This is a genomic window from Paraflavitalea sp., from assembly GCF_059502485.1.
Genome location: NZ_JCACET010000008.1, coordinates 471,688 through 496,575, shown reverse-complemented (window position 1 = coordinate 496,575; position 24,888 = coordinate 471,688). Strand labels below are relative to the sequence as shown.

Genomic DNA, 24,888 nt, shown 5'->3' with positions numbered 1-24,888 from the left:
ACCAGCCAGAGGCTGGCGACTGATCCGTTCTTTGTATTGAATGTACGTGTAAAAGTTTGTGCGTCTTGTGCCTGAAGGCATTCTTTTACATTTGATTACACTTTTTTAATTTAATTTTCTCATGGGTTGGTTTTTGGGTGTTGTCCTTTTTCCAAGACTATAAATAACCTCTTATATGAAAAGATCGTTCCTGTTTTTATGCATGGCCAGCTGTTCATTGATCGCATCGGCGCAAAGCTGGTCAGATACTGCGGCGGCCATAGAGAAAATATTCAGCCGGTACAATAGTAATTCTGTGCCAGGCGCCGAGCTTGCTATCAGCAGGAACGGTCAGGTAATCTTTTCGAAGGCGTGGGGCATGGCAGACCTGGAGCATACTACTCCGCTCACTACTAATTCTGTTTTGGAAGCAGGGTCTGTCTCGAAGCAGTTTACCGCTGCTGCCATCTTGCTGCTGGAGCAGCAGGGTAAGCTTTCGCTGGATGATGATGTTCGTAAGCATATTCCTGAATTGCCGGATTATGGTAAGGTGATCACACTGCGACACATGATGCAGCATACCAGTGGGTTGAAGGACTGGGGAAGCATCATGGAACTGGCTGGCTGGGGAAGAGGTTCACGGGCCTACACGAATGAGTATGCTTTGTATGTTGTCTCTAAACAAGAGAGTCTCAACAATAACCCGGGTGATGAATATATCTACAGTAATTCCAATTATAACCTGCTGGCCGTTATTGTGCAGCGTGTGACCGGTTTAACGCTGGCTGCTTTTACCGAAAGGAATATTTTTCAACCTGCAGGGATGAAGCACACCGGATGGCGGGATAATTACAGAAAGGTGGTGAAGGACCGGGCGATCGCTTATTCAAAAAGCGGCCAGTTGTATTTTACCAATATGCCTAATGAGAATGCTTACGGTAATGGTGGCTTGCTTACTACTGCTGAAGACCTGCTGACCTGGAATCAATATTATCTGAGCGGGAAATTTGGAAGTCCTTCTTTGCTACCTAACCAAACAGCTACCCGCCCGCTCAATAATGGAAGAAGAAACGGTTATGGAGCCGGTCTTGTCACTGATTCCATCAATGGCTGGAAGGCCATCTCTCATACCGGCGCCACTGCCAGTTACCGCGCTTACCTGGAGCATTTTCCGGACGCTGGTTTGTCTATTGCCTGGCTCAGTAATACTTCGGCTTTCGATAATGATACTTTCAACCTGAGCAATGCGGTGCGGAAATTATTTCTGCCTGACCGAAGGATTGCGAGAAGCAGACCGGCTAACTCATCTTCGGATTCTGTAAAGGCTATACTGGGGGACACCAGTGCCGCCAATATGGAAAGTTATGTGGGTGTGTATTATTCGCGCGAGGCAGAAGCGACGTACAATCTTGTATATAAAGGCGGCAAGTTATTACTGGAAATAAAGCCCATGTTTACTTTCATTCTTACGTCTGCTCCTAAAGATGTTTTCAATTTTCCTTTGGGTCAGATCACTTTCGTGCGAGATGGGCAAAAAAAGGTGACTGAGTTTAGGGTTTCTATTTCGCGGGCGAGGAATGTTGTGTTCAGAAGACAAACTACGGAAGCGCGCTAACAGCTCTACTCTCCAATGGATATGCTACCGGCAATCCATACTATTATCAAAATGATCAGTGCCGGCAAGATGCCCAGGATGAATGCTACCCAATGTGTGGGTGCATGTTTTTTCTTATAGCTGCGGTAAAGCAGGTAGAGGTCTGCGAGGTAATAAGCAGCGATACCTGCTCCGAGCCATATGGCAGCCTCATCCTCTTCCATCATTCCTGCTACAATAAGGAAAACTCCAGCAGCCAGACAGGCGATACAGGTTATGATCGTAAGTATCCTGAGTGTAAGTAGCATAATGAATGATTAATAGAAATGGAGGCAAGCGCTTTAGTACAGGTCAACAATAATAGTACTCAATGTATTAAAAACAAAATGATCGCCCGCCTTTTTGTGTTGTAATTGCTGAGCGAGCGGCGCCTGTGGCGAGAGGAAGAATATTATCTTATTGTCTATCGTTTGTTTGCCCAGTCCTGCAGCAATAAAGAATGCCATTTTTTCTCCCTGTATCAAAGCGCCGGTTGCAGCTGTTTCATAGAGGTTGTCTACATTGACTGCATGAAGGGCAGCCAGTTCTTTGGCCTGTTCTGCCAACTGACGGGCGTGCATATCTTTTTGCAGGTGGCCCATGGCGCGGGATGTTTCATACTTGTCGCCGGCCGAGCTTTTCTCTTCCTGGTTGGCTGCCTGCTGGGCTTCTTCCATCTGTGCTTTCGCAGCGGCTATGCGTTGTTCAATAATGGCCAAGCCCGCCTGCTTGAGGTTTTGTTTGTATTGTATCTTTTCCGCCCGGGTCATATCGCAAGTTACGGTTCAGATCAGTTCTGAAAGTTTATCGCTTCAGCCCTGTCGCCTGATAACTATTGTTTTTTGGGAGGGAGGCTGAATGCTATGGCGTCGTGCTCAAAGTTGCCTTTGTGGGCGCCATCGCAGAAGGGTTTGTTTTTGGAGTGGCCACAACGGCAGATGGAAATGATCTCGCGTCCGCCCAAGTCGTATTTATCGCCATTTCTGTCTACGATTTCGAAGTCGCCTTCTATTTTAAGGGAGCCATTACTATTGACCGTAATTTTTGTAGTTGCCATGTTGGTAGAATTAGGGCGGCGAAAGTAATACAAATAAGGGAACTGCAAAGTGACCAGATAATAACTTGTTGTTATGGGATGGGCCGTTTAGGAGGGCACTGGTATGGGCTCGAGTACCTGCTGACCATCGGCCAGGGGCTCTATCAGCGGGATGATGACTGTAAAGTACTCCTCATCTTTCTGTATCGTTATTTCGGGCAGCTGGAGCATTTTATAGCGGGTATTGATCGTCTGCAATCCGAAGCCCATGGATTCTACCGAGCTTTCTCTTTTTACGATCGTGTTTTGTACCATGAGCCTGTTGCCTGCGGTGAGTGTCAATTCGATCTCGAGTGGGTTTTCTTTTTGCAGGCTGTTGTGTTTTACTGCGTTTTCTATCAGGAGCTGCAGGGTGAGGGGTGGCAACAGCCAGTCTTCGAATTTTTTATCTACCCGAATGGTGAGGTTGATGCCGCTGCCGTAGCGGGTTTGCAACAGGTGGTAATAGGATTGTATGAACTGGAGTTCCTGTCCAAGGGTCGTAAGCTCCGACTGGTTGTTCCTTAGCAGGTAGCGGAATACTTTGGTGAGCTCGTCGAGGAAGGCCTCTGCACGGACAGGGTTTTCGCCGATGAGGGAGGAGAGGGAGTTGAGGTTATTGAACAGGAAGTGGGGGTTTACGATGCCTTTTAGCTGGTTCAGTTCTGCCCGGAGCTTCTCTTTTTCGAGTTGTTCTTTCTCTTTTTGCGTGTATCTCAGTTTGGCGTAGTGGTACAGGGTCTCGAAGCCTGCTAACAGGAAAAAGAAGATAAATAGGGCATTGAAGAAGGAATAGCCCCAGAGGCCGACTACCAGTTTGACCCCATTAATTGTTACGGCCGAGGCGACCTGGAATGTCGTATCTATTTTGCCTGATATGATGGCCATGCGGAGTACGGTGCTGATGGCCAGGCAAATGGAAGTGTATGCCAGGCCGATGGCCATTACTGTCCAGATTCGGAAGGGGGGCCTGAATAATGGTTGTTTCCACCTGCGGCTGTTGTATATGAGGTAGCGGCTGCCCTCGCAAACCAGTATGATGCAGGCCAGGGACACCAGGGTGCGCAGGATCTTCGGGCGATCGGCATAGATGCATACTTCGTTGGTATACAATACCAACAGGAAGGGAAGCAGGATGATAAGCACCCGGAACCATTTATCGCGGACTTTTATCAATGCAGCAGGGTTTTAATCCGGAGGGCGACATAGTTAGCCATGTTACAAAGAAAAAAGACCTTTGGCGGGTGTCGGTTACTTTCTGTATGAATTGTGTTTTTGGTTGAATGAATTGTAAAATGCCGGGCTGCCGAAATATTTTAAAAAGTAGTTTTTGCTACTGACATACTGCTGTCACTACCCGGTTGTTGCTTTGTATCATAAATCGGCAGCTTATGTTTTTCTCCACCATTAATCAGACCAGTTTACTCACGCAATTGCAGGATATGGCGGCTTATAACTTATGGGCGATTTCCCGGCTAACGGATTGGCTTAGAAGCAAGCCGGCTGTTTTGCTGGAGGCAACTGCAGCGTCGAGCTTTCCGGGTGTAAAGGCCACGTTGCTGCATATGCTGGATGTGGAAAGGGAGTGGCTCGACCGGTTGCAACCAATGCCGGTATCTCGATGGCAGGAGGCGGACATGGGTCTTGCGGCTGTGTTGGATGCATTGGAGAAGCAGGCGGGTGAGTGGAATGATTATGTGCAATCGTTGTCGGATGAGGAGTTGGAGGAGGACTGTTATTGTAATGTTCTCTTTGGTGAGGTTTGCCGCCCGAAGTATGAGATCATCCAGCATTGTTTGAATCATAGTACTTATCATCGTGGACAGGTGGTGACTATTGGTCACCAGGTGGGTTTGAAGGATGCGCCCATGACGGACTATCTGTATTATGTATTGAAGGTGAAAGAAAGTGCTACGGTGCGTCGTGAGCAGTCTGTTGGTTCTTATTCGCAAAAAAGCTTTCTTGCTGTCAACTTTTTCAGTAAATAGCTTATTGGTCAATTACATCGATATGAAGAAATCTGCCATTGGACAGCTTCGTTTATTTAATCAACAGTTTTTGCAGCCTTCTTTCCAACGTGCGGGGGAACTGGTGCACTGGATGGGTGCTATGCAGGCGCAGGATTATCTTGGCGCCAAGTGGAGTGTTGGTCTGCGGCTGCCGGGCTCTACTGACGCCACTATTGAACAGGCCATTGCTGACGGAGAGATCATCCGCACGTGGGGTTTGCGGGGCACCTGGCATTGGATGGCACCGGCTGATGTGCATTGGATGTTGGGGTTTATCGCGCCTAAGATCTTGCAGAAGCAAGCTTATCATCTCAAGCAGGAGTCGCTAACTGCTTCTCATGTTAAGAAGAGTAATAAAGCGTTGGTGAAAGTGTTGGAGGGTGGGCAGGCGTTGACACGGGAGGAGCTGACTGTTGTGTTGTCGAAGCATGGTATTAAAACTTCTGCTTATGGTGTTGGGCATTTATTGTTGCATGCTTCTATGGAGCAACTGATCTGCATGGGGCCGCGACGTGGTAAGCAGTTTACGCATGTGTTGCTCGATGATTGGGTGCCTGCGGCAAAAAGGGATGAACCGGCTGACCCGCTGGCAGAGCTGGCTTTGCGTTATTTTACCAGTCATGGGCCTGCTACTGTTAAAGACTTCATGTGGTGGGGTGGGTTGACGCTTACAGAAGCGAGGAAAGGTGCTGAAGCTGTTCAGGAAAAACTGGAAAGTATTGTGGTGGAGGGAGAGACGTATTTATTACCTGCTAATATGCCTACGGTACAAAAGAAAAATATCATTCAATTGCTACCGGGTTTTGACGAGTATCTGTTGGGTTATACTGACAGGAGCACCATCATTAATGCGCAACATGCTAAGAAGCTCGCAATGACAGCCAATGGTCAATTCAATGCTACTATTGTTGTGAATGGCCAGGTGGATGGTATCTGGAAAAGAACTATTGGTGCTAAAAAGGTGGAGATCGAAACTTCTTATTTTGAGGATGCCGGTAAGGGTGTGCAGCAGGCTGTGGCAACTGCTGCCAAGCGGTATGCAAAGTTTCTTGGATTACCTGCTGTTTTGGGTTAGGTTGTATATTGCACGTTGAATGACCAGTTTCGATCAGCATATCAAGGTTGCAGTGGATGCCGTTGTTTTCGGCTATTCCAAACAGGAAGGTGTATCGGTTTTATTGATCCAACGTAAGTATCCTCCTTTTCAAAACAGCTGGGCCATTCCGGGTGGATTTGTGCTGGAGCACGAATCGCTGGAAGAGGCTGTAAGGCGCGAGTTGCAAGAAGAAACTGGTATTTCTGTGAACTATCTCGAGCAGCTTTATTCTTTTGGTAATCCCGGTCGCGACCCGCGGCAGCGGATTGTTTCGATCGCTTATTTTGCGCTGGTGAAGTCTTCGCAGTTCCAGCAATTGAAGGCCAGTACTGATGCAGAGCATGCGCAATGGTTTGGTATCAACGAACTACCTCCGCTGGCTTTTGATCACCAGGATATTTTAGGGGTAGCGATCGAGCGTATCCGGGCCAAGATCCGGTACCAGCCGATCGGTTTTGAGCTACTGGATAAGATCTTTCCTTTCTCGGACCTGGAGCATTTGTATGTTAGCCTACTGGGCCGGGAAATCGACCGCCGTAATTTTTCGCGGAAGATGCTGGCGCTGGGCATCCTCGATGAGACCAAGGAATACGCCAAATCGGAGGGCAAGGGTAGGCCCAGCAAACTGTTCCGGTTTAATGAGCAGCGTTATCAGCAGCTGGAAAAGGAAGGGATGAACTTTGAGATTTAAGCAAGGGGCTTTAGAACAAATTGCCAATATGGCATGTTTTTCGTATAGTTATAGGAGTTGATTTTTATGCCCATAACCGTCTTACCATACTCTTCTATTTCGTCTCTCTCCTGCCCGATTACCGGGTTTACAAAGTGGTCCGCTTAGCTTTGGTTTAGCTTAAGTTTAGTTTTGGTTTAGCTTTGGCTTAGTTTATCTCTTCTTCAAGATGCCATCATCTATACATCATCTGCTTAGCATTCCCTCCGGTTCTCCCTCCGGAATTGGTTTCTATCTATGACAAACAGGCATTATATCTCGTCCATGATCCTGGCAGAGGCGTTCAATCGCTCTCTTTTGTGGTTTTAACTCGTTTTATTCGCTCCTTCCCATTCAATTGATTTCCTATTTCATTCATTATCAATAGTATTTCTGTCAGGCAAATATTTTGCGTCTATTTTACGCAAAATATTTGTTTGTTTCGATTGGGGCTTTTATATTTGTGTAGAAATGACGCAAAATGAAGAACACAGGAGTAATCATAGCACGCTTTCAGACGCCTTATTTACACGAAGGCCATAAGTATTTGTTGCAAGAGATCAAGCCCAACCACAACAAGATCGTGGTGGTGTTGGGGGTTTCGCCGGTGAAAGGCAGCCGCCGCAATCCTTTTGATTTTTATACGCGGGAGCGTTTGCTGAAGCAGTTTGCTCCTGAGCTGATCATCCTGCCGCTGAGTGACCACCCTGATGATGCGGTTTGGAGTGAAAGACTGGATAGCTTATTGTCTAACACTTTTCCGCAGGAGGCTTTTGTGTTGTATGGCAGCCGTGACAGTTTTATTCCTTATTACAGTGGGCATATGAATGTGGTAGCTCTTCCTGAATTTGGCGAGCATTCTGCCACCACCATCCGTGATGAGAATGCCGACAAGGTGTTGGACTCTGTGGATTTTCGCATGGGTATCAATTATGCGTATCACAATAAGTATGATGCTGTTCACCCTACTGTAGATATTGCTGTTTTCCGCAATGGTGGCCGGGAAGTGTTGCTGGGTAAAAAACCTGGCGCGGCTCAATGGCGGTTTCCTGGTGGTTTTGCTGATCCTGCTGATGTAAACTTTGAGGAGGCAGCAGCGCGGGAATTGCAAGAGGAGTGTGGTAACCTTGTAACAGGCGCTATGCAGTATGTCGGTTCTGCCCGGATCAATGACTGGCGGTATCGCAGAGAGGCTGATAAGATCATGACTATGTTTTTTAAAACGGAATATGTTTCCGGTGATGCGGTGGCTAATGATGACCTCGTAGCGCTGGCATGGTTCAATACTGATCTGCTGCCTGGCATGGTTGCGAGCAATGAGATCACTGCTGAACACCATATACTCGTAAATATGCTGGTAAAACTCAAAAGTTCTACTGACCAAGTGAATAAATAATCAATTTTACTCTTATTCTTTTATTTTAAAACAACAACGTGATGAAAACCCAGGAGAACATTTTATTGCTTGCGGATGCTTATAAGTATTCTCACCACAAGTTGTATTATCCCGGTACTACTAAAATTTATTCTTACCTCGAAAGCCGTGGCGGCCAGTTTGACGAGACGGTTTTCTTTGGTCTCCAATATTTCCTGAAATACTATTTGCAGGGAGAAGTGATCACGACTGAAAAGATCGATGCGGCTGCAGGCTTTCTGCAAGCAGTGTTTGGACGTGACGATGTTTTCGACAGGAGTAAGTTTGATCATATTGTCAAGAAACACGGTGGCAAATTGCCCGTGCGTATCAAGGCTGTTGCCGAAGGTTCTGTTGTTCCTGTGAATAATGTGCTTGTAACGATCGAGAATACCGATCCTGAATGTTTCTGGCTGACCAACTTCCTGGAGACGTTGTTGATGCAGGTGTGGTATCCCTGTACGGTTGCCACTGTTTCGAGGGAGATCCGGAAGATCACGACGGAGTATTTCCAGGAAACGGCTTCTACTGCTGCGATGGCGTCTATCGATTATGTGCTGAATGATTTTGGTTTCCGGGGTGTGAGTTCTGTGGAAAGTGCGGGCCTTGGCGGTGCGGCTCACTTGTTGAGTTTCTGTGGCAGTGACAATATCATGGGCAGTGTGATGGCTACTCGTTATTACGATGCGACTAAAGTGTACGGCGCCTCCATCCCTGCAACGGAACACTCTATCTGTACTTTGCTTGGAGAAGAGGGTGAGGTGGAAATATTCAAACATATTCTGAAAACCTTCCCCACGGGTGTGGTGGCCTGTGTGTCTGACTCGTACGATATTTTCCGGGCCTGCAGTGAATACTGGGGTGACGAATTGAAAGAGCTTGTGTTGAGCCGTGACGGTGTACTGGTGATCCGTCCTGATAGTGGTGATCCTGTGTTCACTTTGCTGAAGGTTTTTGATATCCTGTTTGAGAAGTTTGGTTTTACGATCAATGAGAAAGGTTTCAGGGTATTGCCTCCTCAAGTACGCGTGATCCAGGGTGATGGTATCAATGTGGATTCTATCCGTCACATTTATAATGCGCTTAAGATTAACGGTATCAGTGCGGAGAATCTTGTGCTGGGTATGGGTGGCGCCTTGCTGCAAAAGGTGGACAGGGATACGCAGAAGTTTGCTTTCAAATGTTCTTATGCCGAAGTGGGTGGTGAAGCTGTAGATGTTCAAAAGAATCCTATCGAGATCGATTCGCATGGTAAACTGGTGCAGTCTTTCAAGAAGTCTAAGGCTGGTCAATTGAAACTGATCCGTACTGAAGGGGGTTACCAGACTATTCGTAAGGAGCTGGCTCCTGGTGAAGAGGATCAATTGATCACGGTGTTTGAGAATGGTGAGCTTGTTAATCAAGTAAGTTTTGAGGCTGCGCGGGAAAGGGTTGCGGTTGAAAGTAAAGAGCAGGTTACTAATTAAGCTGTGTTAGAGCCGTCGAAGAGGCTTGGGCAGGGGATCTCTACAACTGTATATGATTTATGAAATATTCTTTGGATTTATTGAAGCAGGGTATCGAGGCGGGCCAACCTGTTGAGTATTTCTTATTCTGGGGGCATACGCAAAAGCAGGATGGCGTGGTTGATAAGTCTTGTCTGAGTCAGTGGTTCCCCGCTCCTTTCACTGTTGATGGTGTTACTTATGCCACTGCAGAACACTGGATGATGGCAAAGAAGGCTTTACTGTTTGGTGATCAAGAGGCTCTTCAGGAAATACTTGCAACGCCAAAGCCTGCTGTTGCCAAATCAATTGGCAGGAAGGTGAAAAATTTTGATGCCGAAGCTTGGAAAAGGGCTGGTTATGGTTTTGTTGCAGAGGGTTCTTTTCACAAGTTTTCTCAACATGCTTTTTTGAGGGAGTTTTTGATAAGAACGGGAAAAAAAGTCATTGTTGAAGCGAGTCCATTTGACGCAATCTGGGGGATTGGCTTATCGCAAAACTCGAAAGAGGCGATGAACCCTTTTAAATGGAGAGGAACGAACCTGCTGGGTTTTGCGCTGATGGAGGCGAGGGACAGATTACAGATTTAATTAAAATTATTTAAAATGATGTTGTATGAATCAACGTGCAAGGGTTGCAATAGCGGAAGACACGCTGCAACTCATCGATCAAGGTTTTTATATTAATGCCAAGGGCGGCAGAGTAGATATAAGCGCTGCTTTACAACACGCGGTTGACAATACCCGGTTGTTTACTCCGGAAGAGCTGGAGGATATACGGGATAAGCGTAATGACAATGATGGTTATGATACTGTGTATGAAGTGACGAATGAAACCACACTGGATGCTGTGCGGCGGCTTGCCGGAGAAGGCGCCTCTGATGTGATGTGTCTGAATTTCGCGTCTGCCAAGAATCCGGGTGGCGGGTTTTTAGGTGGTGCTATTGCGCAGGAGGAGTGTATTGCCCGGGCTTCGGGTCTGTATGTTTGTCTGCTTAAAGCTCCTGGTTATTATTCGTTTCATCGCAAGCAGGGAACTTGTTTGTATTCCGATCACATGATCTATTCTCCACGTGTGCCGGTGATGAAGGACGAGGAAGGGAATATGCTGGATGATGTTGTTCTTACCTCCATTGTCACCTCTCCTGCTGTGAATGCAGGTGTGGTTACAGAGAATGAGCGGTCGAATATCGATCGGATCATTCCGGTGATGCGGGTGAGGATCGCCAAGCTGCTGGCTTTGTGCAAGCACTTCAATCATGACACGCTGGTGCTGGGCGCCTGGGGTTGTGGTGTATTCCGCAATAATCCAGAAGACATTGCTGCTTTGTTTCATGAAGCGTTGCATGGAGAGTTTGCTGGTCAGTTCAGAAAAATTGTATTTGCGGTTAAGACGAATAAGGAAAGTATTATCGAGCCTTTCAGAAAAAGATTTCAATTATGACAGGGCCCAAGTATTGATGTACCCACCTTGACATTGACATGAAAAAATTATCCTTTTTTACCGGAGCCTTTCTGGTGCTCCAGGTTTCTTATAGCCAGACAAAAAAAGACACTGTTTCTTTATTGGAAGAGGTGGTGGTTTCTTCTCCTTTTACTTCTTCTGTTCAATCGCCGGTGACGATGGGTTATTTTTCGCGGAAGGAGCTGGAGCGGCGGAATTATGGCCAGGAGCCTTCGACGTTGCTGGCGCAATCTCCTGCTGTGACTTTTTATACGGATGCCGGCAGTGCTTCGGGTTATTCTTATTTCAGGATCCGTGGTATCGATCAGACAAGGATCAACATGAGCCTGAATGGTGTGCCGCTGAATGAGCCGGAAGATCAGGGTGTTTATTTTTCCAACTATCCTGACTTTCTTGAATCGGTTTCTGGTATTCATATTCAACGGGGTGCTGGTTATTCGAAACCCGGTGTGGCCGCATATGGTGGTAGCCTGTATTTTGAATCGGTTCGCTTTGCCGATAGTGCGAGCGGCCAGGTTTCTGCTGGTTATGGTTCTTTTAATTATTACCGGTTGAATGGGAGTATCAACACAGGTTTAAAGAACAATATGGGTGTTTATGCGCGTGCGTCGCATTTGCATTCTGATGGTTACCGCGATCATTCGGCCAATAGTTCAAGTTCTGTATTTATCAATCCTGGCTATTGGGGCGATAAGCATAAGGTGTATATGATCGCTTTCCTGGGTGAGCAAAAGAATGAGCTGGCGTGGATCGGTGCACCGATGGACAGCATCAACAAGAATAAAAAGTTCAACTCCAACAGCAACCAGGAGTATGACCGGTTTTTGCAGGGGCATGTGCAGGTTCATCATGAATGGCAGTTGAACAGCCGCCAGCAGCTGCACAGTGGCGTTTTTTATAATTACCTCGATGGTAATTATGATTTTGATTATAATCATTTCTCTGGTCTGCCATCGACTGACGAGTTGTACAATTATGCTTTCCGGTCTAATTTCTATGGCGCTTTTTCTTATTTCTCTCATACAGCCAAAGGTTTCCGGTGGTATAGTGGTGTGCAGGGGCAGTGGTATCAACGCAGGCACCGCGGCAGTGAGAAGGCGCTCGGTGTTTTGTATACCAATACCGGTTACCGGAATGAGGGGAGTGTTTTTACCAAGGCTGTTTTCAGTACCGGCCGCTGGGACCTGCTGGGTGATGTTCAATATCGCTACAGCAGTTTTACTTACTCCGGTGCCGAGGTGATGCCAGGGCAATACTGGAACTTTTTGAACAGCACGCTCGGTGTCAATTACCGTGTTGGTGATGAAACGCGGCTTTATTATTCGATTGGTCATACGCACCGTGAGCCCACGCGTAATGACTTGTTTATGGGGAACGATGACCTGACTCGGGATGGCAACGGCGATCTGTTGTTCAACCCCGTAAAGCCTGAGCAGGTAATTGACCAGGAGCTGGGTGTTAAGCATTTCTCGCGGAGGGTGTATGTCTGTGCTAATTTGTATTACATGCGGTTTCGTCATGAGATCACGCTTAATGGTCAGATCGGGCCTACCGGCGTGCCGCTGCACAGCAGTGCTGCCCACAGTTACCGGAGTGGGATAGAATTGGATGCTGCCTGGAAGTGGGAGAATGGTATCGAGTGGCGTAATCAATCTGCTGCTTCGCTGAACCGGATCAAAGAGGCGGGGGTAGACCTTCATCCTGTTCTTACTCCTGGCTTTATCAGTAACCAGGAATGCAGGCTGGTGAAAAAGCGCTGGCAGGCCGGGGTTGGTTTCCGCTATCAGGGGGAGTCGTACATCGATTATGCCAATACTGTGAAGCTGCCCGATTATTTCATAGTGAATGCGGATGCCAGCTGGCAGCTGGGTCGTGTAACTTTATATGGTGTGCTGAATAATATTACGAACCGGGTGTATTTTACCAATGGGTTGATCGCCGGATCGGGTGTACCTGGTTATTTTATTCAGGCGCCTATCAATTTTTATGCGGGTGTAAGGGTGAAGTGGTAATTGTATTTCTGTATGATGAAAAAAGGATTGGTTCTGGGCAAGTTCATGCCGTTGCACAAGGGGCATCTGGCGTTGATCGACTTTGCCCTGTTGCATTGTGAGCAACTGGTGGTGATGCTGTGTGTTTCGGACAAAGAACCGATTGGTGGCGCAGTGCGCAAAGGCTGGCTTGATAAGCATTATGCACAGAACACGCGTGTGCAGATCGCTTTGGTTGAATATGATGAAGCAGTGCTTCCCAACAGTTCGGTATCATCAAGGTCTATTTCTGCGTTGTGGGCTGCTTATATACGGGACCATTTTCCGGGTGTTGAAGTGTTTGTTTCTTCGGAGCCTTATGGTGAGTATGTGGCGGAGTACCTTGGTATCGTGCATCGTTGTTTTGATCAGGAGCGGAGGGTTGTACCCGTATCTGCCAGTGCCATACTTCGCAATCCTTTTGAGCACTGGGAGCTTATTGCTGCGGCTGCGCGCCCGTGGTTTGTGAAGAAGGTGTGTATCAGTGGCTCTGAGTCCACCGGTAAATCAACTTTAACGGAAAGGCTCGGTGCGTATTTCAATTCGGCTTTTGTGCCTGAGATGGCCCGGGATGTGATCGAGACTACCGACGAAGTCGTATTTGATGATCTGCTGAAGATTGCCATGCTGCATGCTGCGACGATCAATGAGCGATTGCCTTTGGCGAACAGAGTGCTCGTGTGTGACACGGATGTGCTTATTACCAAGTCTTATTCGCGGTATCTGTTCAACCAGCCGTTGGTTGTGCCAGACTGGATTGAAGATGCTAACCGGTTTGATCTGCACTTGTTTCTGGAAACGGATTGTCCGTACGTTCAAGATGGTACCCGGTTATCGGAAGCTGAACGTAATGCATTGAGTGGTTATCATGAGCAGGAATTGAAGAATGCCGGCATCGACTATGTAAAGATTGGTGGCAGCTGGGAGGAGCGGTTTGAACGTGCGAAGGAAATTATTATTCAACGATTTTTCAATGTAAGTATATGAATAAAGATTTAACCAGGATCAGCAAGTTTATGAGCCTGGTGTTGCGGCATAAGCCGGAAGAGATTGGCCTGGAGCTTCATGAAGGAGGCTGGGCCCATGTAGATGAGTTGATCAGTAAGATCAACCAGCATGGCGTATCGCTGGACCTTGCGTTGTTGCAGGTTGTTGTGGATACCAATGATAAAAAGCGTTTTGCTTTTAATGATGACAAGAGTATGATCAGAGCCAGTCAGGGGCATAGTGTGGATGTTGATCTTCAGCTGCCCGTGGCAGAAGCGCCTGCTATCCTGTATCATGGAACAGCGGCTCACCTTGTAGATGCAGTGCTGGCGGAAGGTCTGAAGCGACAGCGCAGGCATCATGTGCATTTATCGGCTCAACCTGCTACAGCTATTTCAGTGGGTGGGCGGCATGGTAAACCTGTTTTGCTACAAATCGATGCGCAAGGGATGCAAGCGGCTGGTTATGTATTTTATCTTTCTGCCAATGGTGTTTGGCTGGCAGATGAAGTTCCTGCGGCTTTTATTCGTAAAGTTGATAAATAGCAATAAAAAACGCGGAGCCGTATGTATGGCCCCGCGTTCAGTTTTTCTGAAATTGGATATCTTTTTAGGCTGCTACGCGATGGTATAGCTCGCGGCCAATTTGTTCGTCAAGTTTATCGGGTACATGATTAGCAGCATTACTGCTGTCAATAGCTGTCAGACGATTGAGGTCTTTATCCCAACCATATATATGTACAGGGCTATCATTGATGCTCACCCTGAAACGTGTTTCTGTTGATAGTGTTTGGTATGGGGTAGCTTTTACTACAAGTGGTTTACCGTCTATCGTCAATTCGAAGATTTCTGTTCTCGTTTTCATAACTCCTCCGTTTTTTATAATTATGAATTCATGTATAGTATTTCAATAAGCGTGCCGCTATGTGCCAAATCCGGGTTATAAAGCGGTGCTTTTAATGTGTATTTAATAATAGTATTTCAATGGGGCAGCTGTTTATCTGTATTGGGCGTTATTCGGGTAAATAGTGTTAGAGGTTTGTTAACTCCCGATGTGCATTTAATTCCCGTTTTGTCTTACCTTTTACCCTTAATAAAAATCAAATTGTATATGCGGTCTTATCTTGTACAGTTTTCATTGGCGGCTTCCTTATTGGCAGTGGCCTGTGGTGAAAATAAGTCAGCTGCTTCCGGCGATGACGGCGTGGCTGCCATGAGTGTCGATAGTCTCGGCAAATATATTAGCGTGCTGGCGTCTGATGAATTCCAGGGTCGCAAGCCTTTTACTGAAGGGGAAACTAAAACCATCAACTATCTGAAGGAACTGTTTACCAACGTGGGCCTGGAGCCCGGTAATGGCGATAGCTATTTCCAGGAGGTTCCGATGGTCAATATCACTACGGCTGCTGCTGCCTCTATGCAGGTGCAAAGTGGTAAGGGCAATTTTACGCTGAAGGGTTTCGATGATTATGTTATCTGGACAGATAAGACTGATTCGCTGATCACGCTGGATAAGAGTGATCTTGTTTTCGCGGGTTATGGAGTGGTGGCTCCTGAATACAAGTGGAATGATTATGAGGGGTTGGATGTAAAGGGCAAAGTTGTGTTGGTACTGGTGAATGATCCTGGCTTCAACAGTGGTGACAGTTCCTTATTTAAAGGTAAGACCATGACTTATTATGGTCGCTGGACGTATAAGTTTGAAGAGGCTGCGCGGCAGGGTGCGAAGGGTTGCCTGATCGTTCACAATACGCAGGCGGCCAGCTATCCTTTTGCTGTTGTTCAGAACAACTGGAACGGTTCAAGGCTTCGCCTCGACAACAGGGGCAAGAGCGAACAGCTGTGCGACGTGATCGGCTGGGTTTCTGGTCCTACAGCCAATAAATTACTGGCTGCTGCCGGACAGGACAGCACGCTGCTGGCAAAGGCTGATGTGCGGGGCTTCAAAGGAATGCCGCTTAATGTGAAGTTGTCTACCACCATGCAGGTGAAGCCGGTTTATAATAAATCGCACAACGTGATCGGTAAGATCACCGGCAGCAAGAAGCCTGACGAGTATATCATCTATACTGCGCATTGGGATCACCTTGGTATCGGTAAACCCGATGAAAAAGGTGACTCTATTTATAATGGGGCTTTCGATAATGCCAGTGCTACTGCTGGTTTGATCGAGCTGGCGCGTGCTTTCAAGAGTTTATCTGAAAAGCCAGAGCGTACCATACTCTTCCTGTCTGTAACTGCAGAGGAGCAAGGGCTGTGGGGTTCTGCCTGGTATGCTCAAAATCCTGTTTATCCTGCTGCCAAGACTATTGCCAATATCAATATGGATGGTTTGAGTCCGTTTGAAGCGACTAAAGACATCATCGTGGTTGGTCAGGGGCAATCTGATCTGGAAGATTATTTGAAGGAAGCTGCAGAGAAGGCTGGTCGCTACGTAGCTTATGAAAATCATCCTGAAGCTGGTTATTATTATCGCTCCGACCATTTCAACTTTGCCAAGGTAGGTATTCCGGCACTGTATACAGAGCGGGGTATCGACATTGTAGGCAAAGGAAAAGAGTATGGTGAAAAGGTGCATGAGGAGTATCGTGACAAACATTATCACCGCCCTTCTGATCAGTATGATGCTGCTACCTGGACTTTGGCCGGTGGCATGGATGACCTGAAGTTGTTGTTCCAGGTGGGCAAGCGCATCGCTTTTGGTGACCAGGTGCCTGGATGGAAAGAGGGGTCGGAGTTTAAGGCGAAGAGATAATCTGAACCATGATTTGTTGGATTTTGAGGATTGGGAGGAGTAATAGGTTAAGCAGACTTTTGCTTAGTTTTTAATAAACAGATTTATACCAGCCCGGCACGATGTGCCGGGCTTTTTATTGGGTAATGATGTGTTGATGTAGGTGGAAACACATAATCGTTTTTCTTGCTGTTTATAAAACCGGCCAGCGGTTGTTACCGTATGTAGTTTTGCGGTCAAATCCAATGGTCTTCATGAAATATCCTGTATTCGCTATTCTGCTATTGTTATGTGGTTTCATTGCCTGTGAGAAATCAACTATCCCCGAAGGCTTCAAAGCATACCTCATCCCCAAAGGCGCTCATTATGCTACGGAAAACAATTACCGGGCAGTCAATAAAAATGAAGTTCGTTTCATAGCTGTTTTTGATAGTTCCTGTATCTACTCTTCGAAAGACCCCAAGAACTCAGGGGATATCAATAAGCTGTATGGCTTTAGTGATTGTGGCGCTTTGCATCATGAAAACAGTGCACGGGTGGGCTGGACGTGGAATGGCCGCGCCATCGATCTGTATGCTTATTGTTATAAGGATAGCATACGCAGCAGCAAACTGCTGGGCAGCGTAGCGATCGGCACGCCCTGCGAGCTGGCCATCAGGCCACAGGCTTCTCAATATGTGTTTGAATTAAAAGGCTTTCCCTCCGTGTATATGCAAAGGGGTTGCGCCACCTCCAATATTTCGGGCTACCAATTGTATCCTTACTTTGGTGGTGATGAAACGGCTCCACACAATGTTCATGTCTACATCAAGGACTTATAAGGGTCCGGGTTACTTCTCCCTTGGATTCCCAGCGGTCTTTGATGATCGTGCCATTTAGTAATTGTTTCAGCCGACGGGCGAATCGCTCTCCACAAATATGACCGCGGTCATCTTTTTTGCCCAGGAAGGCTACCACCGGCAGGCCATCTCTATCGGTTTTAAAGGCCAGGTCAAAGCGCTGAAACCTTGTTTCGATGAGGGATGATGGCTCATACTTTTTGTTGAGGATCTTTAAGATTTGTTCTCCGAGGTCCATAGTTGTACGTTTTAGTTGTGATCATTTAAGTACAGTTTATTCGTAACGACTAAGGAGCGGGGCTTATCTAAATGGTAAGCATAAATTATACCGTAATGTCGAGGACTGGTTTGTAGGCTTCATCAGGCGCTTTTGTTCGCGCAACGACCGGTTTTTTGGAGGCTTTGTTGTCGAGCCATTTGGCTACTCCGGCTGCAATCAACCCTCCTGTGAGGTAAAGGCCAACAGTGACCCAACGACGTTTTCCGGTGCTATTGGTAAATTTTGGATTTAAGCCGAGAACTCCGGGCAGTTTGAGTGCTCCTATCCCGGCGCTCAGGCCTAACAGGCCTCCGGTAGACATGGCTTTTTTCATCCTTGTGCCGGCGAGGCTGTAAAACAATGTGTTGCCAATTATATCTCCCACCATCGCTGTGGTGTATAGTTTATCTTTTGCTGGCGCCGCATGGCCCGTTTTCTCCATTATGTGTGCGGTAGCCTGTTCCCCCAGCTTATCGAGCCGTGGAGCAGATGGGTCATTTTTCCGAATCAATTCGTGTAAAATGGTAACAGCTATAGCACCGGCGAGTCCGCCTGCCAGGGAGGTAAGTAGTTTCATAGCCTCTTTTTTTTTGTAGAGCCTAAAGAATGATGCCAGGGGGGCGTATCATTCGTCTTTTTTCTGGATGGTAGAAATGGCCTGTTTGATCAGCTCGGGTTCGTAGCCTTTTTGGAGGAGGTAGTCGGTGGTTTTGCTCAATTTTACGTAGTGGTTGACGCCTTCGCCTTTGATGGTAGCCCATTTTTTAGTGGCCAGTTTTTGGAGTGTACTGAGGTAGTCTTCTTCGTCTATTTCTTTGAGGGCTTTTTTGATGCAGTATTCGCTCACACGCTTTTGCTTGAGCTCGTATTTTATTTTCACGCGTCCCCATTGTTTCATGCGGAAGCGTCCGCCCGCAAACTGGACGGCGAAGCGTTCTTCGTTGAGGTAGTTTTCTTCGATGAGCTGTGACAGGAGTTCTTCCACCTGTTGTTTGTACAGGCCAAAGGAGTACAGTTTCTCTTTCACCTCGGTGTGGCTACGCTCCTGGTAGCCACAGTAATGTTTTGCTTTTTGAAAGGCTTGTTCCTTTGTAAGTTGTTTACGGTTGAACATCGCCCCAAATGTAGGACTCTCTGTTTATACTTCTTCCAAACGGTCTACGCATCCATGTTCGTTCTTGAGCAGATCATCGTAGTGATCAGCATTTTTGAAGAGTGTATTGAACATGCCGGCGCCAATCTCTTTGGAAATGTCGAGGTCGTATATGATGCAGGATAGTATAATGTTCTGGCTGGAGCAGCTTAATACCATGCCGTTCATCCGGTAGTTTTCCTGCAGCAGAAACTGGTACAGGGGTTTGATCTTTGTTCCGTCTGGTGGCAGCTGGCACAGGTAGGCGTCTCCTGCTATAAAATAGTTATCGGGATTATAAGTGATCTTGATCTTTGCACTGCCTTCTTTCACTTCCCAACGGTTGGCTCCTGATCTTGCGAGCTTCACATCTTTGCCGAGTTCTTTCAGGATGTCTTCGATGGTTTTGGCTACGCCGATGGGCTCTGCTTCTTTCTCCGGCATTTCGGGCAACTTCACTTCGGTGCCGCAGGCCGGACAGTATTTTGCGGAGTCAATCGTGTCGGGCAACACCAGCGAGTCGCAGCTTGGGCAACGTGTAGAAGGTGTGCCTTTGTGTGGTGCGTACAATTGTAATGCTGTCTGCAGGTAATATACCGGCAGTGCAAATCCCAGGTTGTCGCCACCACGGATGATAAATGAATTGACGCCAATTACCTCGCCCTGGTCATTTACCAGCGGGCCACCGCTGTTGCCGGGGTTGATGGCTGCGTCTATTTGTATAAACTTAAGTCCTTCGCGTATGCGGTCTACTTTTGAAATCACACCTTGTGTGGCCGTATAGTTCAGGCCAAAGGGATGCCCAATGGCTATTACTTCATCTCCGTCTTTCAAGGTTTCATAACGACCTAATGGCAACGCTGGCAGCTCTATTCCTGCAGGTGGCTGCAGGAAAGCGAGGTCGTGCTTGCGGTCCGTGTACCATACGCGAGACAGGGCTTTTTCAAACGTCTTACCGGCGATGGTCACTTCGGGATTGTCTGCTACTACGTGATCATTGGTGATGATGAGGTCGTATTCGCGCAGGTAAAATCCGGTACCGGTGCCTGTTTGTGTGGCTATTTGTATGATGGCTGGGTGAAACCGTTCTATTACTTCCTGTGTGGGCATCGATATAAGTTTTCGAACACGCCAAGTAACACCTTTTGAAAAGGTGTCACCTGGCGTTCTATTTAATCAAAATTAAGTGCTGTGATTTCTGCGGTGAATGTGGTATTGAAGTTTACCAGTGAATCGAAACGCAGGTTGTTTACTTTAAAGTCGAGTTTGGTGTATTTGTCTTTCCAAACTGCTACAATGTCTTCTATCCGCTCGCGAATGCTGTCTACATCGAATTGGTTGTTGGGTGCATCGTACCAGGCAGCTGTAAATCCAAGCTCTCTGAAATAATCTGCATGGTTTACCTGCATGAACAATTTGAACAGCTCACTCAATGGCCGTGGGAGGCTGTATGAGTACTGACAAAATGAAAATCCGTATTCCAGGATAACGTTGGCAATGAGCGGGTACTGGTTTTCGCGGTACCACATCATATTGGTGGCGGCCGCATTGATGGCATCTATTATTGCTTTGTGGTTTTGCGGCGCCACTATGGAGAATGTATGTTTCGAACGGAAGAAGAAGGGATCTACTTCTTCTTTGGGTTTTGTCAACAGTTTGCGGTAGGCTTCTATCATTGCCTGGTTGCGCTCTGTGACCTGTTTTTCGTCTTTCCGGAAATAGATGTCGATGATCTTTTCCAGCTCCAGTTGCAGCTTGCCTTCGGGGCTCAGCATGTAGTCGATGCGGAAGGCCAATGTGAGCAACAGGTAAGATACGGCGCCGGAAAACTTATCGGCGTCGAGGCTTGCTGTATAATCGATCGTATCCTGTATCCACTTTGTGAGGTATTTGTAGCGTACTGCTTTTTCTGCTGCCGGCATTTCGGCAATGTGCTCTACGTCGATGGTTTGGAGTGATGAGAACTCCTGCACCAGCAGGTCGTCGAGCTTATCGGCTTTGATGGCCAGTTCTTTTAACCCGTAGTAGAGTTTATTGGGATTGGCTGATTTGATGTTGCTATCGAACCGCATGCAGAGGCGATCTCCATCGAGGGCATAGCGGCTGTAGTAGAGGTTGAAATTCATTTCGAGCAGGCGGCGCATAACGGGCACGCTGGGTTGCGCCATGCGGGCCAATGTTACTTCTGCCACGAGGCGTTCCTGGTTGAACTCTCCGCGTACAATCTTAGAGCCCTGGTAGAGGTGGAAGCGGCCTTCAGCGCCGTTGCGTTCCAGCACTACGTTTTGGGCTGCTTCATCGCGCAGGTAATCGAAGAATGCTTCTACGCTTTCGGGGTATTGTTGTTGTTTGAAGAGGCTGTCTGCATCGTTCCAACGGTTTACTTTGGCTACCGTCTTGTTGTTGTCTGAATACCGGCCAAGTGGAATCGTTGGATCTTCTGCTTTCTTCTTTCCCCAGCCAAATAGTTTATCGAACACCATAAAATGAGTTTGTACTGCTCCCGCGGAGCGGGATAAAAAATTGCGCGATTGAAGGTATTCAATTTCGTGCCATATTCACAATCCCCTGAGGATAATTAGTTTATTGTGTCTGAACCATGATTTTTGGGATTTGATGGATTGCAGGGAAAGGTGGCAATCCCCCTTATCTTTGCGGAATGCTAAAAGAAACGCTTATCAACGCCACCGAGGCAGGTGCGGATGTGATCAAACACTACTTCAACAATAAAAACCTGCAAATCAGTAATAAAGAGGGAGTTAACAACCTGGTGACGGAAGCGGACCATGCTTCTGAAAAGGCTATCATCGATGTCATCAAACAGGCTTTCCCCAACCACTTTATTATGAGTGAAGAGGTGGGTGAGATCATTATGGACAGCGAATATAAATGGATCATCGACCCCATCGATGGCACCGTGAATTATGCTCATGGTATTCCTTTGTGCTGTATTTCCATTGGCCTGGAGCAAGCTGGTAAAATGATCCTGGGTGCTGTTTATAATCCTTTCCTCAAGGAGTTTTATTTTGCTGAACGTGGTCAGGGTGCTACATTGAATGGCCAGCCCATCGAGGTAAGCGGCCAATCTGATCTGATGAAATCATGCCTGGTAACAGGTTTTCCGTATACTTATATCAATAATGCCAACGGCCCGCTGGAAGTGTTTTCGCGCTTCATCCGCCAGGGCATCCCCGTACGCCGGCTGGGTTCTGCTGCGATCGATCTTTGCTGGGTGGCTGCCGGCCGTTTCGATGGGTTTTATGAGCATAAGCTGCAGGCCTGGGACAGTGCTGCCGGCTTTTTGATGGTTGAAGAGGCTGGTGGCAAGGTGACTGATTTCAAGGGTGATCATTATTCTCCTTATCAGCCGCATATTGTTGCTACGAATGGCAAGATCCACGACGATATTCTGCTTTGGATCAATGATAAAGTATAGTTCTGTTTTAAAAGCATCTACTTAAAAGCGAAAGTTATGAGCGAAAGGACTGAAATAAACGACCTGGGTGAGTTTGGACTGATTGACCACCTCACGAAGAACATCGAGATACAAAATGTTTCTACTGTGTTGGGGGTGGGTGATGATGGCGCCGTGATCGATCATTTTGGCAAGCAAACGGTGATCTCCACGGATATGCTGGTGGAGGGGGTGCACTTCGACCTGGCGTATACGCCGCTGAAGCACCTGGGGTACAAGAGTGTGGTGGTGAACCTGAGCGATATCTACGCCATGAATGCCACGCCTACGCAGATCACGATGAGCCTTGCTTTCAGCAACCGGTTTGGCCTGGACGCGCTGGATGAATTTTATGAGGGTGTTTATGCCGCCTGCGAGAAATACGGTGTTGACCTCATTGGTGGGGATACCTGTTCGTCGCAGAAGGGTTTCATCATATCGGTTACAGCTATTGGAGAGGTGACGCCGGATACGTTTGTTAAAAGGAGTACTGCTCAAAAGGGCGACCTGCTGTGTTGCAGTGGTGACCTTGGTGCTGCGTATGTAGGTTTGTTGTTCCTGGAGCGTGAAAAGCAGATCTATCTTGAAAATCCCAAGATACAGCCCGACCTGGAGGGAGAATCTTATGTGATCGGGCGGCTGCTGAAGCCGGAAGCCCGGAAGGATATTATCGATTTCCTGGCAGAAAACGATATCCGCCCTACTTCCATGATGGATATCAGTGATGGGCTTAGTTCGGATATTTTACATATTTGTCAAGATAGCAATCTGGGGTGCCGTTTGTACGAAGAAAAAATACCTATTGCCGAGGAAATGCGGCGGGCAGCATTTAAATTTGAGATCGACCCTACGGCCTGTGCCTTGAGCGGCGGCGAGGATTATGAATTGCTGTTTACCCTGCCACAATCTGATTACGAAAAACTCGTTCTTAATGAGCAGATCAGCGTGATCGGTTATATGACGGATGCGGAGGAAGGTACCAAGATCTTAACGAAAGGTGGTGGCACGCACAATATAACGGCACAGGGCTGGAATGCATTTAAGAATTCCTGAGCTTAAACGGTTTTTTGCATGAGGATGTGGTTACCCGGTTTTACTGTGCTTGTTGTGGCGATGTTCTCCATTGGCTGTGCTTCTTCCCGGAAGCCTTTTAACCCCGATAAGAAGTATGCTGCTGCGCAGTTGCAGCAGGATTATCATTATTTCCGCAGCATATTGGAGGAGTCGCACCCCAGTATCTATTGGTTTACTTCCAAGGATAGCATGGACCACTATTTCAATGCCGGCTACCAAAGTATCCACGATTCGATGACCGAACCTCAGTTCAGGAACCTGCTGGCTTATATCACTACCAAGATCCGTTGTGGTCATACCACCGTACGTTTTTCCCAAACTTATAGCGACTATCTCGATACGGTAAGCCTTCCCGTGTTTCCGCTGCACCTGAAGGTGTGGCCTGACTCCATGACTGTTGTCACGAACCTTAACCGCAAGGATTCTATTTTAAGAAGAGGAACCATCGTTACAGCGGTTAATGGCTATACTACGGCTCAGCTCACGGATACTTTCTTCAATTATATTTCCGGCGACGGTTATACGCAATCGGGCAAGTACCAGGTTTTGAGTAACCGGGGCAGCTTTGGCAACTTATACCGCAATATTCTCGGTCTTACGGACAAGTTTACCATTCGTTATCGTGACAATGAGGGGCAAGAGCGGGAAACAGTGATCCCTATTTATGACCCGCGCGCCGATACGCCCACCACGCGGAGTACGGAGAAACCGCCGGCGGGCAAGCCCCCGCGCCAGGCGCCTCAGCCTCCTATGCTGAACGCCGTTCGCAATGTACAGATCGATACCACGCTTTCTTCGGCTTATATGACCGTGAACACTTTTGCCCGGGGCAATAAGCTCAGGGGCTTTTTCCGCCGGTCGTTCCGGGAATTGAAGCGTCGTAATATTCAGCATCTCGTGATCGATGTGCGTTCGAATGGTGGTGGTGACGCTGGTATTTCTACCAAGCTGACGCGGTATCTTATCAACAGGAAGTTCAAACTGGCAGACTCGCTTTATACTCCCCGCCGCACGAGTCATTATACCAAGTATATTCAATGGCAGCCTGCCTACTGGCTCATGATGCAGGCGATCACGCGCAAGCATAAGGACGGGCTGTATCATTTTGGTTATTTCGAGCGGCATTATTTCAAGCCTCAAAAGCGTCATCACTTCGATGGCAATATCTATATCATTACCGGTGGTAATTCTTTTTCTGCCACTACTTTATTTGCCGGCGCTTTGAAGGGTCAGGAAAATGTAAAGATCATTGGAGAGGAAACAGGCGGTGGTGCTTATGGTAATTCTGCCTGGATGATCCCCGATGTTACGCTGCCCAATACGGGTGTGCGCTTCAGGCTGCCGCGCTTCCGGCTCGTGATGAATAAAGACCTGGTGAAAGAAGGCCGTGGTATCATGCCCGATATCGAAGCGGCTCCTACTGTAGAAACCATACGCCGTGGGATTGACCCCAAGGTTGACACCGTGCGCAAACTCATCATGCAGAAAAGTGGTGTAGTGCACCATTAATTGACTTC

26 protein-coding genes are annotated in these 24,888 nt (G+C 47.4%); 16 read left to right on the top strand and 10 right to left on the bottom strand.

The genetic code is table 11. The features are described from left to right. Positions 1–175 precede the first annotated feature (175 nt). Entirely contained in the window at positions 176–1,594 is a 1,419-nt protein-coding gene (locus AC5JBY_RS04745; RefSeq protein WP_495903411.1) for a serine hydrolase domain-containing protein, read from the top strand. A 5-nt stretch (positions 1,595–1,599) separates the two neighbouring features. Here AC5JBY_RS04745 and AC5JBY_RS04740 read toward each other — a convergent pair whose 3' ends face one another. From AC5JBY_RS04740 to AC5JBY_RS04725, 4 genes are all read right to left on the bottom strand, one after another. Next, positions 1,600–1,881, bottom strand: a complete 282-nt coding sequence (locus AC5JBY_RS04740) for a hypothetical protein (protein ID WP_495903410.1) — start codon at positions 1,879–1,881, stop codon at positions 1,600–1,602. A gap of 33 nt (positions 1,882–1,914) precedes the next feature. Beyond that, on the bottom strand, positions 1,915–2,382 hold the full coding sequence (locus AC5JBY_RS04735) for a hypothetical protein (RefSeq protein ID WP_495903409.1): 468 nt from the start codon (positions 2,380–2,382) through the stop codon (positions 1,915–1,917). 62 nt (positions 2,383–2,444) lie between these two features. Further along, the gene (locus tag AC5JBY_RS04730) at positions 2,445–2,669 is read right to left on the bottom strand and encodes a CDGSH iron-sulfur domain-containing protein (RefSeq protein ID WP_495903408.1); all 225 of its coding nucleotides are present in this window, start codon (positions 2,667–2,669) and stop codon (positions 2,445–2,447) included. A gap of 87 nt (positions 2,670–2,756) precedes the next feature. After that, positions 2,757–3,863 (bottom strand): sensor histidine kinase, encoded by a 1,107-nt coding sequence (locus AC5JBY_RS04725; protein ID WP_495903407.1) that lies wholly within the window; start codon positions 3,861–3,863, stop codon positions 2,757–2,759. A 215-nt stretch (positions 3,864–4,078) separates the two neighbouring features. Here AC5JBY_RS04725 and AC5JBY_RS04720 point away from each other — a divergent pair, with 215 nt between their 5' ends. The 10 genes from AC5JBY_RS04720 (at position 4,079) to AC5JBY_RS04675 (ending at position 14,425) form a co-directional block, all read left to right on the top strand. Next, entirely contained in the window at positions 4,079–4,675 is a 597-nt protein-coding gene (locus AC5JBY_RS04720) for a DinB family protein (protein WP_495903406.1), read from the top strand. Positions 4,676–4,697: 22 nt separating this feature from the next. Continuing rightward, complete coding sequence (locus AC5JBY_RS04715) at positions 4,698–5,771, top strand: winged helix DNA-binding domain-containing protein (protein ID WP_495903405.1); 1,074 nt, start codon at positions 4,698–4,700, stop codon at positions 5,769–5,771. Positions 5,772–5,790: 19 nt separating this feature from the next. Then, positions 5,791–6,483 carry an NUDIX hydrolase gene (locus AC5JBY_RS04710; RefSeq protein ID WP_495903404.1) on the top strand — a complete coding sequence of 231 codons (693 nt, stop codon included), beginning with the start codon at positions 5,791–5,793 and terminating at the stop codon, positions 6,481–6,483. 499 nt (positions 6,484–6,982) lie between these two features. Then, positions 6,983–7,897, top strand: a complete 915-nt coding sequence (locus AC5JBY_RS04705; RefSeq protein WP_495903403.1) for an NUDIX domain-containing protein — start codon at positions 6,983–6,985, stop codon at positions 7,895–7,897. A gap of 41 nt (positions 7,898–7,938) precedes the next feature. Beyond that, positions 7,939–9,381, top strand: coding sequence for a nicotinate phosphoribosyltransferase (locus AC5JBY_RS04700; RefSeq protein WP_495903402.1), 1,443 nt, complete (start codon positions 7,939–7,941; stop codon positions 9,379–9,381). A gap of 59 nt (positions 9,382–9,440) precedes the next feature. After that, positions 9,441–9,989: a riboflavin biosynthesis intermediates N-glycosidase gene (gene ybiA, locus AC5JBY_RS04695; protein ID WP_495903401.1), complete on the top strand. Its 549-nt coding sequence runs from the start codon at positions 9,441–9,443 to the stop codon at positions 9,987–9,989. A gap of 25 nt (positions 9,990–10,014) precedes the next feature. Further along, entirely contained in the window at positions 10,015–10,842 is an 828-nt protein-coding gene (locus AC5JBY_RS04690) for a TIGR02452 family protein (protein ID WP_495903400.1), read from the top strand. A 38-nt stretch (positions 10,843–10,880) separates the two neighbouring features. Beyond that, the gene (locus AC5JBY_RS04685; RefSeq protein WP_495903399.1) at positions 10,881–12,875 is read left to right on the top strand and encodes a TonB-dependent receptor; all 1,995 of its coding nucleotides are present in this window, start codon (positions 10,881–10,883) and stop codon (positions 12,873–12,875) included. Positions 12,876–12,887: 12 nt separating this feature from the next. After that, positions 12,888–13,880, top strand: a complete 993-nt coding sequence (locus AC5JBY_RS04680; RefSeq protein ID WP_495903398.1) for an AAA family ATPase — start codon at positions 12,888–12,890, stop codon at positions 13,878–13,880. Beyond that, a complete protein-coding gene (locus AC5JBY_RS04675; RefSeq protein ID WP_495903397.1) occupies positions 13,877–14,425 on the top strand; it encodes an RNA 2'-phosphotransferase in 549 nt (182 codons plus the stop codon). The genes AC5JBY_RS04680 and AC5JBY_RS04675 overlap by 4 nt, the downstream gene beginning before the upstream one ends. Positions 14,426–14,489: 64 nt before the next feature. Here the strand turns inward: AC5JBY_RS04675 and AC5JBY_RS04670 are convergent, their stop codons facing one another. Further along, a complete protein-coding gene (locus AC5JBY_RS04670; RefSeq protein ID WP_495903396.1) occupies positions 14,490–14,744 on the bottom strand; it encodes a hypothetical protein in 255 nt (84 codons plus the stop codon). Between the two features lie 246 nt (positions 14,745–14,990). On the opposite strand from AC5JBY_RS04670, the gene AC5JBY_RS04665 reads away from it, so the two are divergent. Both AC5JBY_RS04665 and AC5JBY_RS04660 read left to right on the top strand, forming a co-directional pair. Beyond that, positions 14,991–16,634 (top strand): M28 family peptidase, encoded by a 1,644-nt coding sequence (locus tag AC5JBY_RS04665; RefSeq protein ID WP_495903395.1) that lies wholly within the window; start codon positions 14,991–14,993, stop codon positions 16,632–16,634. Between the two features lie 233 nt (positions 16,635–16,867). Continuing rightward, the gene (locus tag AC5JBY_RS04660; protein ID WP_495903394.1) at positions 16,868–17,434 is read left to right on the top strand and encodes a hypothetical protein; all 567 of its coding nucleotides are present in this window, start codon (positions 16,868–16,870) and stop codon (positions 17,432–17,434) included. Here the strand turns inward: AC5JBY_RS04660 and AC5JBY_RS04655 are convergent. The 5 genes from AC5JBY_RS04655 to AC5JBY_RS04635 all read right to left on the bottom strand — a co-directional run bounded on the left by AC5JBY_RS04655 (position 17,421) and on the right by AC5JBY_RS04635 (position 21,326). Then, a complete protein-coding gene (locus AC5JBY_RS04655) occupies positions 17,421–17,690 on the bottom strand; it encodes a hypothetical protein (protein ID WP_495903393.1) in 270 nt (89 codons plus the stop codon). The genes AC5JBY_RS04660 and AC5JBY_RS04655 overlap by 14 nt on opposite strands. 85 nt (positions 17,691–17,775) lie before the next feature. Beyond that, positions 17,776–18,288 carry a hypothetical protein gene (locus tag AC5JBY_RS04650; RefSeq protein WP_495903392.1) on the bottom strand — a complete coding sequence of 171 codons (513 nt, stop codon included), beginning with the start codon at positions 18,286–18,288 and terminating at the stop codon, positions 17,776–17,778. A 48-nt stretch (positions 18,289–18,336) separates the two neighbouring features. After that, a complete protein-coding gene (locus AC5JBY_RS04645) occupies positions 18,337–18,825 on the bottom strand; it encodes a regulatory protein RecX (RefSeq protein WP_495903391.1) in 489 nt (162 codons plus the stop codon). Between the two features lie 24 nt (positions 18,826–18,849). Then, entirely contained in the window at positions 18,850–19,953 is a 1,104-nt protein-coding gene (locus AC5JBY_RS04640) for a trypsin-like peptidase domain-containing protein (RefSeq protein ID WP_495903390.1), read from the bottom strand. Between the two features lie 62 nt (positions 19,954–20,015). Continuing rightward, positions 20,016–21,326: a type III secretion system chaperone family protein gene (locus tag AC5JBY_RS04635; RefSeq protein ID WP_495903389.1), complete on the bottom strand. Its 1,311-nt coding sequence runs from the start codon at positions 21,324–21,326 to the stop codon at positions 20,016–20,018. A 176-nt stretch (positions 21,327–21,502) separates the two neighbouring features. Between AC5JBY_RS04635 and AC5JBY_RS04630 the strand changes: the two genes are divergently transcribed. Genes AC5JBY_RS04630 through AC5JBY_RS04620 form a run of 3 tightly spaced genes read left to right on the top strand, consistent with a single transcriptional unit; the run spans position 21,503 to position 24,880 of the window. Continuing rightward, positions 21,503–22,279: an inositol monophosphatase family protein gene (locus tag AC5JBY_RS04630; RefSeq protein ID WP_495903388.1), complete on the top strand. Its 777-nt coding sequence runs from the start codon at positions 21,503–21,505 to the stop codon at positions 22,277–22,279. A 36-nt stretch (positions 22,280–22,315) separates the two neighbouring features. Beyond that, positions 22,316–23,350, top strand: coding sequence for a thiamine-phosphate kinase (gene thiL / locus AC5JBY_RS04625; protein WP_495903387.1), 1,035 nt, complete (start codon positions 22,316–22,318; stop codon positions 23,348–23,350). 18 nt (positions 23,351–23,368) lie between these two features. Continuing rightward, positions 23,369–24,880: a S41 family peptidase gene (locus tag AC5JBY_RS04620; protein WP_495903386.1), complete on the top strand. Its 1,512-nt coding sequence runs from the start codon at positions 23,369–23,371 to the stop codon at positions 24,878–24,880. Positions 24,881–24,888 lie beyond the last annotated feature (8 nt).

Excerpts from the sequence above, each read along its gene's own strand:
- AC5JBY_RS04715 (WP_495903405.1), top strand. The coding sequence starts at position 4,698 with ATGAAGAAATCTGCCATTGGACAGCTTCGTTTATTTAATCAACAGTTT.
- AC5JBY_RS04730 (WP_495903408.1), bottom strand. The coding sequence starts at position 2,669 with ATGGCAACTACAAAAATTACGGTCAATAGTAATGGCTCCCTTAAAATA.
- AC5JBY_RS04670 (WP_495903396.1), bottom strand. The coding sequence starts at position 14,744 with ATGAAAACGAGAACAGAAATCTTCGAATTGACGATAGACGGTAAACCA.
- AC5JBY_RS04635 (WP_495903389.1), bottom strand. The coding sequence starts at position 21,326 with ATGGTGTTCGATAAACTATTTGGCTGGGGAAAGAAGAAAGCAGAAGAT.
- AC5JBY_RS04675 (WP_495903397.1), top strand. The coding sequence starts at position 13,877 with ATGAATAAAGATTTAACCAGGATCAGCAAGTTTATGAGCCTGGTGTTG.
- AC5JBY_RS04630 (WP_495903388.1), top strand. The coding sequence starts at position 21,503 with ATGCTAAAAGAAACGCTTATCAACGCCACCGAGGCAGGTGCGGATGTG.
- AC5JBY_RS04705 (WP_495903403.1), top strand. The coding sequence starts at position 6,983 with ATGAAGAACACAGGAGTAATCATAGCACGCTTTCAGACGCCTTATTTA.
- AC5JBY_RS04680 (WP_495903398.1), top strand. The coding sequence starts at position 12,888 with ATGATGAAAAAAGGATTGGTTCTGGGCAAGTTCATGCCGTTGCACAAG.
- AC5JBY_RS04645 (WP_495903391.1), bottom strand. The coding sequence starts at position 18,825 with ATGTTCAACCGTAAACAACTTACAAAGGAACAAGCCTTTCAAAAAGCA.
- AC5JBY_RS04620 (WP_495903386.1), top strand. The coding sequence starts at position 23,369 with ATGAGGATGTGGTTACCCGGTTTTACTGTGCTTGTTGTGGCGATGTTC.
- ybiA (WP_495903401.1), top strand. The coding sequence starts at position 9,441 with ATGAAATATTCTTTGGATTTATTGAAGCAGGGTATCGAGGCGGGCCAA.
- AC5JBY_RS04745 (WP_495903411.1), top strand. The coding sequence starts at position 176 with ATGAAAAGATCGTTCCTGTTTTTATGCATGGCCAGCTGTTCATTGATC.
- AC5JBY_RS04685 (WP_495903399.1), top strand. The coding sequence starts at position 10,881 with ATGAAAAAATTATCCTTTTTTACCGGAGCCTTTCTGGTGCTCCAGGTT.
- AC5JBY_RS04655 (WP_495903393.1), bottom strand. The coding sequence starts at position 17,690 with ATGGACCTCGGAGAACAAATCTTAAAGATCCTCAACAAAAAGTATGAG.
- AC5JBY_RS04740 (WP_495903410.1), bottom strand. The coding sequence starts at position 1,881 with ATGCTACTTACACTCAGGATACTTACGATCATAACCTGTATCGCCTGT.
- AC5JBY_RS04690 (WP_495903400.1), top strand. The coding sequence starts at position 10,015 with ATGAATCAACGTGCAAGGGTTGCAATAGCGGAAGACACGCTGCAACTC.
- AC5JBY_RS04700 (WP_495903402.1), top strand. The coding sequence starts at position 7,939 with ATGAAAACCCAGGAGAACATTTTATTGCTTGCGGATGCTTATAAGTAT.
- AC5JBY_RS04735 (WP_495903409.1), bottom strand. The coding sequence starts at position 2,382 with ATGACCCGGGCGGAAAAGATACAATACAAACAAAACCTCAAGCAGGCG.
- thiL (WP_495903387.1), top strand. The coding sequence starts at position 22,316 with ATGAGCGAAAGGACTGAAATAAACGACCTGGGTGAGTTTGGACTGATT.
- AC5JBY_RS04650 (WP_495903392.1), bottom strand. The coding sequence starts at position 18,288 with ATGAAACTACTTACCTCCCTGGCAGGCGGACTCGCCGGTGCTATAGCT.
- AC5JBY_RS04640 (WP_495903390.1), bottom strand. The coding sequence starts at position 19,953 with ATGCCCACACAGGAAGTAATAGAACGGTTTCACCCAGCCATCATACAA.
- AC5JBY_RS04710 (WP_495903404.1), top strand. The coding sequence starts at position 5,791 with ATGACCAGTTTCGATCAGCATATCAAGGTTGCAGTGGATGCCGTTGTT.
- AC5JBY_RS04720 (WP_495903406.1), top strand. The coding sequence starts at position 4,079 with ATGTTTTTCTCCACCATTAATCAGACCAGTTTACTCACGCAATTGCAG.
- AC5JBY_RS04665 (WP_495903395.1), top strand. The coding sequence starts at position 14,991 with ATGCGGTCTTATCTTGTACAGTTTTCATTGGCGGCTTCCTTATTGGCA.
- AC5JBY_RS04660 (WP_495903394.1), top strand. The coding sequence starts at position 16,868 with ATGAAATATCCTGTATTCGCTATTCTGCTATTGTTATGTGGTTTCATT.